This is a genomic window from Amycolatopsis panacis (assembly GCF_003600245.1).
GTDB classification, from domain to species: Bacteria; Actinomycetota; Actinomycetes; order Mycobacteriales; family Pseudonocardiaceae; genus Amycolatopsis; species Amycolatopsis sulphurea.
This window is the reverse complement of sequence record NZ_QZFV01000086.1, coordinates 57426-63629: the sequence shown is the minus strand read 5'-3', so window position 1 is coordinate 63629 and position 6204 is coordinate 57426. Positions and strand designations below refer to the sequence as shown.

Genomic DNA, 6204 nt, shown 5'->3' with positions numbered 1-6204 from the left:
ACCGGTTTCGGGTCCGTGAAGGGACCCTTCACAGACTCAGAGTCCGTGAAGGGTCCCTTCACGGACCTCTACACCGACTTTGCCGACACCCTGGACTCAGCGTCCGTGAAGGTGCCCTTCACAGCCTTGGCGCTAATCTTGGGCCCGGACGAGGGGAGTCTCGATGACCGAGCAGCCGGATTCCGCACCACGCGCACCCGAAGGCGTCGACACCGAAAAGCCGTCCGCGGCCCGGGTGTACGACTGGTTCCTCGGCGGAAAGCAGAACTGGGCCGTGGACCGGGAGTTCGGCAAGAAGCTGGAACAGCAGTGGCCGCTCGTGCGCCCCGGTTCGAAGCAGAACCGCGAGTTCATGAATCGCGTCGTGCGGGCCGCGCTGAACGCGGGCATCCGGCAGTTCATCGATCTCGGCTCCGGCGTGCCCACGGCGGGCAACGTGCACGAGGTGATCGAGGCCGAGCTGGACGAGGACGACACCGCGACCGTGGTCTACGTCGATTACGAGCCGGTGGCCGTGGCGCACGCGACGCTGATCCTGGAGGACGAGGCGGCCACCGACTGGGCCGGCATTGTGCAGGCCGACGTGCGCGACGCCCGTGCGGTGCTGCGCAATCCGCGCACCCGCGAGCTGATTGACTTCGACCGGCCGGTCTGCCTGATGATGATGGCGGTGCTGCACTTCTTCGGCCCCCAGGACCGCGTCGACGAGGTCGTCGCGAACTATCGGGCGGCGCTCGCGCCGGGCAGCTGGCTGGCCATCTCCCAGATGACCGAGGGCGACGGCAGCGGGCCCGCGCTGGAGGGGCTGCGCTGGTTCGTCGAGCAGTACCGCAAGACGAGCAACCCGGTGTGGCTGCGCGATCGCGCGGAGATCGAACCGTTCTTCGGCGGCTGGCCGCTGCTCGAACCCGGGATCCGGCACCTGCCGGACTGGCGTCCGGAACGGAAGCTGAACGCGATCGAGGCCGAGGCCACGCCGTTCGCCTGGTGCGGGGTGGCGCGCAAGCCCTGATCGGTGGCCTGATCGCTGCCAGCGAACACTCCCTGGGAAACAAACCCACCCTTCGGAGAGTTGAGCAAGACAGACTCAACTATCCGAGGAGTGCACATGTCCGACACCCGCCTCCTGCCCGTGCTCCCGCTCGATGACGACGTCGTGCTGCCGGGCATGGTGGTCCCGCTCGACCTCACCGACACCGAGACCCGGGCCGCAGTGGAGTCCGCGCAGGCCCGCACCCCCGCCCCGGCGTCCTTCCCCGGTATCCGTTCCGGTGCGGCGGGCAAGGCCGAGGTCCTGATCGTGCCGCGGATCGACGGCGAGTACGCCGAGTTCGGCACGGTCGCCACCGTCGAACGCGTCGGCCGGATTCCCGGCGGCAACGCCGCGGTGCTGCTGCGCGGCACCGGCCGGGCGACCGTCGGCCGGATCGCGGACGGCCCTGGCGCGGCGCGCTGGGTGCACGCCGGCGAAGTCACCGAGACCACCGACGAGCGGTCCGCGCAGCTGGCCACCGAGTACAAGAGCGTGGTCATCTCGCTGCTGCAGCAACGCGGCGGCTGGCAGATGATCGACGCGGTCCAGCAACTGGAAGAGCCGTCCGCGGTCGCCGACCTGTCCGGCAACGCGCCGTACCTCAAGACGGCGCAGAAGCTGACCCTGTTGACCACGCTCGACGTGAGCGCCCGCCTGGAGAAGGCCCTCGAATGGAGCCGGGCGTACCTGGCCGAGCTGGAGGTCACCGACACCATCCGCAAGGACGTGCAGGAGGGCATGGACAAGCAGCAGAAGGAATTCCTGCTGCGCCGCCAGCTCGAAGCGATCCGCAAGGAGCTGGGCGAACTCGACGGCACCGGCGAGGACGACGACTATCGCGCCCGGGTCGAGGCCGCCGAGCTGCCCGAGCCGGTGAAGAAGGCCGCGCTGGCCGAGGTCGACAAGCTGGAGCGGACCTCCGAGCAGTCGCCCGAGGGCGGCTGGATCCGGACCTGGCTGGACACGGTGCTGGAGCTGCCGTGGAACGAGCGGACCGAGGACGTCTACGACATCGCCGCCGCGCGCGCCGTGCTCGACGCGGATCACGCGGGCCTCGACGACGTCAAGGAACGCATCATCGAGTACTTGGCCGTCCGCAAGCGTCGCGCGGAGTCGGGTCTCGGCCCGGTCGGCGGACGGCGTTCCGGCGCGGTGCTGGCGCTCGCGGGTCCCCCCGGGGTCGGCAAGACCTCGCTCGGCGAATCCGTGGCGAGGGCGATGGGGCGGAAGTTCGTCCGCGTCGCGTTGGGCGGAATACGGGACGAGGCCGAGATCCGCGGGCACCGGCGCACGTACGTCGGCGCGTTGCCCGGCCGGATCGTGCGCGCGATCAAGGAAGCCGGCTCGATGAACCCGGTCGTGCTGCTGGACGAGATCGACAAAGTCGGCGCCGACTACCGCGGCGACCCGACGGCGGCGTTGCTGGAAGTGCTGGACCCGGAGCAGAACCACACGTTCCGCGACCACTACCTCGAAGTGGAGCTGGACCTGTCCGACGTGGTGTTCCTGGCCACCGCCAACGCACTGGAGACCATCCCCGGCCCGCTGCTGGACCGGATGGAGCTGGTGACCCTCGACGGGTACACCGAGCACGAGAAGGTCACCATCGCGCGGGACCACCTGCTGCCGCGGGAGCTGACCCGCGCCGGGCTCGCCACGGGCGACGTGACGTTCACCGACGAGGCGTTCAGCCGGATCGCCGCCGAGTACACCCGTGAGGCGGGTGTGCGCGACACGAACCGGACGATCGCGAAGGTGCTGCGCAAGATCGCCACGAAGGTCGCGCTGGACGAGCTGTCCCTGCCGGTCACGCTGACCGCGGCGGATCTGGAAACCCACCTCGGCCGTCCGCGGCACGTGCCGGAGTCCTCCCTGCCCACAGCCACCCAGCGCACGTCGATCCCAGGCGTGGCAACGGGTTTGGCGGTGACCGGGGCCGGCGGTGACGTGCTCTACATCGAGGCTTCGCTCGCCGATCCGGAAAGCGGGTCGACCGGCCTGCAGCTGACCGGGCAGCTCGGCGAGGTGATGAAGGAGTCGGTGCAGATCGCGTTGTCCTACCTGCGTTCCCACGGTGCGGAGCTGGAGCTGCCGGTGCGCGATCTGAAGGAGCGCGGGATCCACGTCCACGTCCCGGCAGGCGCGGTCCCGAAGGACGGCCCGTCCGCCGGGATCACGATGACCACCGCGCTGGCCTCCCTGCTGTCGGGCCGGGTGGTGCGCGCCGACGTGGCGATGACCGGCGAGGTCTCGCTGACCGGCCGGGTGCTGCCGATCGGCGGGGTCAAGCAGAAGCTGCTGGCCGCGCACCGGGCGGGGATGAAGACGGTGATCATCCCGCAGCGCAACGAACCGGATCTGGACGACGTGCCCGAGGAAGTGCTGTCGCAGCTCGACGTCCACCCGGTGGCCAACGTCCGGGAAGTGCTGGAGCTGGCGCTGACCCCGGCCGCGGCCCCGCTGCCCCAGGCGGCCTGACCACGAGGTGGCCCCGTCCTCCGGGACGGGGCCACGCTCCGGTCAGATTCGCGCTCTGGCCGGGACTTCCCCGGCGAGCGGCAGAGCCACGCAGCCGAGCATGGTGCCGGTGATCCGCGGCTGCCAGACCGCATAGGACGGCCGGCGGGCGACAAGCACGACCAGCGCGTTGACCAGAAGACTTTACAGCCACGGCACCGCGACGAAGACCACTGCCGGCCCGAGGTTGGCCATCTCCAGGTAGGCGAGAAACCGGCACCGGTCCCGGCGAGCGAGATCCACCCGGCCATCCGGCCCTGGCTGATACTGCGCGACACCAGGTACATCATGTCGGCCCGGGCGTGAACGCCATGCCCAGCGCGGTCACCGCCATCCCGGCCGCAGCCGCCGTCGAGATCACCACGCTTGAGGATGCCGCTGCCCGGCGACCCGGTGTTCAAAAGCCGATCGGGAGACGCCGGCCTGCTCCACCACCGTCCTTTTCGGACAGTCGGGTCAGCCGGTGGAGCCCGCCACCCGGGCGACGTTCATCACGTACTCGCCGTAGCCGGACTTGGCGAGCTTCGTGCCGAGCGCGTAGCACTCGTCGGCGCTGATGAAGCCCATCTTCAGCGCGACCTCTTCGAGGCAGGCGATCCGCACCCCGGTGCGGTGTTCCAGCACCTGCACGAACTGGCCGGCTTCGAGCATCGAGTCGTGCGTGCCGGTGTCGAGCCAGGCGAAACCGCGGCTCAGCTCGATCAGCTGTGCCCGGTCGCGGCGCAGGTAGGCCAGGTTCACGTCGGTGATCTCCAGCTCGCCGCGGGCGGAGGGCTTCAGGTTGCGGGAGATGTCGACCACTTCGTTGTCGTAGAAGTACAGCCCGGTGATCGCGTTGTTCGACCGCGGGTGGGCCGGCTTCTCCTCGATGGAGACCAGCTTGCCGTGCTCGTCGACCTCGCCGACGCCGTAGCGTTGGGGGTCCTTGACCTGGTAGCCGAAGAGCACGCAGCCCGCCAGGTCCTGCGCCGCGGTGCGCAGCGTGGTGGAGAAGCCCTGGCCGTAGAAGATGTTGTCGCCGAGGATCAGCGCCACCGGATCGTCACCGACGAAGTCCGCGCCGATCACGAACGCCTCGGCCAGCCCGTTCGGGCTCGGCTGCTCGGCGAAGGAGAAGGAGAGCCCGTACTGGCTGCCGTCGCCGAGCAGCCTGCGGAAGTTCGGCAGGTCGGACGGGGTCGAGATGATCAGGATCTCCCTGATTCCGGCCAGCATCAGCACCGAGATCGGGTAGTAGATCATCGGCTTGTCGTACACCGGCAGCAGCTGCTTCGACACCGCCTGGGTGATCGGGTGCAGCCGGGTACCACTACCTCCCGCGAGCACGATGCCCTTCACTTACCGCTCCCTCGTCGTTCGGCCTACGGACGCCTCGTTCACCGTACCGAGTGCCTGGCGAGGGACGCCCGGAATTTCAGAAGAGCGGCCCTTTGCCGTAGTAGGCCTTGCAGCCGAGGTTGTATTCGGTGGCGATCTCCAGCACGTTCTTCCCGTCGTCCACCGGCAGCAGCGTGGACGAGTAGTTGGGGCAGAAGTTGTTGTAGATCCCGGTGATCAGGATCGGACCGGGCATCGGGTACCAGTTGCCTTCACCGAGGTCGTCGTTGACCAGCAGGGTCTGCCCGTTACCCGCTTGCGGCTTGCCGAGCGCGTTGGTGTAAATCTGCCCGACCATCACCAGCCGCACCCCGTTCGGACCGCCGGGGAACAGCGTGAGGGTCTGCGCGTGCTGGAAGTAATTGCCGTTAGCGGTGACCACTCGGGTGCCCGGATCGGCCGGATCGCCCCAGTTCGCGCCGTCGGTGGAGATCTTGTAGTAGGGATCGCAGTAGCGGTCGCCGTAGTTGCAGATCTCGTAGCCGAACCAGTACCGCCCGTCGGGCAGCCGGCGGATGATCGGCATGCCGGGGCGCACCCGGTCCGGCGGAATGGCCATGGTCAGCTGCTTGGTACCCCAGTGCACGCCGTCGGTGGAGGCGACCCGGTTGAGCACCTGCGCGTACTGCGGGGCCTGGGTCTCGTCCGCGTAGTGCAGCCAGAGCGTGCCGCCAGCGTCGACGACGAACTCCGGCTCCCAGATGCCGTCGTGATTGTGCGACCGCGCGGCCTCGGCGAGGAAGCTCCACCGGTGCCCGCCGTCGCGGCTGGCCCACACCTTGATCCCGATGCGCCGCTGGGGACCCGCGTCCTGGCGGTAGCTCGCCGCCCAGAGCAGGGTGCCCGCCTTCAGCGTGCCAACGCGCTGGGGCAGTTCGTAGAGCGTGCCGCAGCACTGGCCGGACCTGGCGTCCGGATCGCGGACCTCGCCGATCTTGTGGAAGCTCGCGCCCTCGTCCGTGCTCTCCATGATCGGGGTGAACTTGCCGCTATCATCCTCGCTGGTCAGCGCCGCGATGATGGTTCCACGGCCGAATGCCGAGTGTTCGAGCCGGATCAGCCGCGGGTAGGACCCGTACCCGGGTACCAGCTGCTGTTTGTCGACCACCGCGCTCGCCGGCGTGAGCCCGGCCGCGAGGGCCACCAGCGAGGTGAGGAAAGCGATCACGGGAGTCCAGCGGCGCATGTAGAACCCTCTCTGGCGACAAGTCGCGCGATTACATCACGCACCCGGTCGCCAGCCGCGCGACTTCCGCAGGTCAGGGCAGGGATCCACC

The 6204-nt window shown here is 69.0% G+C and carries 4 protein-coding genes; 2 read left to right on the top strand and 2 right to left on the bottom strand.

Annotated features, from left to right (window positions below):
• Positions 1–163 precede the first annotated feature (163 nt).
• Positions 164–1012, top strand: coding sequence for an SAM-dependent methyltransferase (locus D5S19_RS16730; RefSeq protein WP_120024275.1), 849 nt, complete (start codon positions 164–166; stop codon positions 1010–1012).
• A gap of 96 nt (positions 1013–1108) precedes the next feature.
• A complete protein-coding gene (gene lon, locus D5S19_RS16725; RefSeq protein WP_120024274.1) occupies positions 1109–3511 on the top strand; it encodes an endopeptidase La in 2403 nt (800 codons plus the stop codon).
• A 495-nt stretch (positions 3512–4006) separates the two neighbouring features.
• Here lon and rfbA read toward each other — a convergent pair whose 3' ends face one another.
• Both rfbA and D5S19_RS16710 read right to left on the bottom strand, forming a co-directional pair.
• Positions 4007–4888: a glucose-1-phosphate thymidylyltransferase RfbA gene (gene rfbA, locus D5S19_RS16715; RefSeq protein ID WP_120024273.1), complete on the bottom strand. Its 882-nt coding sequence runs from the start codon at positions 4886–4888 to the stop codon at positions 4007–4009.
• 76 nt (positions 4889–4964) lie between these two features.
• Positions 4965–6113 (bottom strand): sialidase family protein, encoded by a 1149-nt coding sequence (locus tag D5S19_RS16710; RefSeq protein ID WP_120024272.1) that lies wholly within the window; start codon positions 6111–6113, stop codon positions 4965–4967.
• Positions 6114–6204 lie beyond the last annotated feature (91 nt).